Genomic DNA, 2,084 nt, shown 5'->3' on the forward strand with positions numbered 1-2,084 from the left:
CCCCAACCCTTCGCAAGCGAAGCAGACCAAACAACGACCCCAACATGCGACTAACAACTTTAAATAGCGGTAAGTTTATCAGCGGAGTAACATTACACTCCTCCCCCTTCGCCCCCACATACGAATCACTTGGAAAGTACACCTTTTTGTTATTCGGATACGTTGACACAGCAATACTGGCAACCGTATTAACTACACCACCAGCAAATCGTAGCGCATCAAGAAATCGCCCCTCTAACTTATARGCTGCCACTTGGGGAAATGCATCTCCCACCGAATATTTTTCAAAATAACGGTCACCCACATAAAAACCCAACAAAACAATTCTTTTACTCATTTTCGCCTTCTCAATAACCAATACGACGAACAACAAAACCTGAAGATTTTAAAAGTAAAAGCTTATCCTGACTGCCACGAAAATGAACACACCCCATACATAAGAACCACCATTTGACTCAATACCATCCAAACCAAAACCTGATAAAAAACAGACCATTGGAGCGAACGAGATAATATAATAATATGCCACACCGTCATACGGTGGCCTTCATGAACTCACTCCACCTCACCCCCCGCCAAAGAGAAAAAAGTGAGACCATCGAAAACCCAACCAACCAAAAAACCGTTTTCTCCCACCAGAGCAAGGGAATCGCAACGCTCTGCAGCCCTATATAGAAGACATAGCCGGCCAGGAAGGCCAAAGATGATATAAATGCCGGTAGCACAAAGCTACGATACAGATCAAGGCGCTTAAACATACTTGCAGTAACCAAAATAAAGTAGATCGCTTGAGCCAACAAAACACCAAGAGATACACCGTAAAGCCCCCAGTACCTGCCGCCCACCCAAGCAAAAAACACCGAAACCAGTGCAGAAATCAATGAAAGGTAAGCTAACAACTTCATCCGTCGATGCACTTCAAGGCGCTTTTGAAAATAAACGGACACACTATTCAAAAAAACACCAGCGAACGCGAAAAGGATGGCCACTTTAGATGCTTCAATGGCCTTCCCCGTGATCCTTTCAAAAAAATCAAACCCCACAAAATACAGCGCACACCAAAGAAGCGAGAACGCAACAATCAAAAAGCTCGAAGAGCTTTCAATTATTTTTACAGCAAAAACCCCTTCTCTAAATCTTTTAATTACGAATGGATGAACCATCATTAACAAAGGCATACTCAATAGCAGCGCCTGCAGCACCACCRCCACTAGTTGTTGCTTGACCAAAAAGTCTGCCTGACACGCGGACGAAAGAAAGAAAAATAGAATCTGACTGAAGCACAACAACCAAACACATATAAACACATAGCTTTCGAGCACAAAAAAAACAGATACCACCGCAGCCAGAAGCGAAGCAACAGGCGCAATAAGTAAAATCACCGACACGCAATTAGAAATAAATAATTTTTTGTCCTCAACCCCCGAATAATAGTAAATAAATGAATTACCAACCCATCCAGCACACAATTGCGCAGCAATTAACGAGCAAAACAAACTAACCGAATAACTTACATACTGCCCATCAGGGAAGGACTTATACAGAAAAAAAATCAGGAAGATGCCTGAAAAAGCGGGCACCATTTTTACCGGTACATAAAGCAGAAGCTTTCGAAGAAAAACATTCATATTCATCTAGTATCGTTCAACTCATCTTCCGCACAATACGCACAACGCACCTAAAACACATCAAACAAGGCACACCACTAAACAACAGCACATAAATCGGGCAATCCCATCGAACATACTGCAAGACCAGATCATCAAGCCCCCCAAAACTCAAACACAGCATCAGGAATACTCATATAACCATCCGGTGTAAGCAATACTGGAATTCCCCTCCCACAACCCAAGCGCTTATTGGCGTTTGAATGGACACAGCACTACCATCAATAGAAAAAAACTATCATACAAGACTGAACAGAATGATTTAACATTCCATTAGCCGACATATAGCACTGTATTGCAACAAAAAATATCGCTGCGAGGATCGCATGTTTGCGATTTGTAGGCAAGGCGCAGCGCGCCCGAACCAGGAATGGTATCGCGCAAGTGAAAATGACATCGAAACAGAATGAACCGCAT

General features: G+C 42.8%; 2 protein-coding genes. Both read right to left on the reverse strand.

All coding sequences use genetic code 11. The annotated features are described in order from the left end of the window. On the reverse strand, window positions 1-337 hold a 337-nt coding region (locus AC1DH9_RS29475; RefSeq protein WP_477809371.1), incomplete at its 3' end, for a hypothetical protein. A 196-nt stretch (window positions 338-533) separates the two neighbouring features. After that, window positions 534-1,634: a hypothetical protein gene (locus AC1DH9_RS29480; RefSeq protein WP_477809372.1), complete on the reverse strand. Its 1,101-nt coding sequence runs from the start codon at window positions 1,632-1,634 to the stop codon at window positions 534-536. Window positions 1,635-2,084: the final 450 nt, after the last annotated feature.

It is taken from the genome of Pseudomonas sp. 05T35, assembly GCF_056396605.1.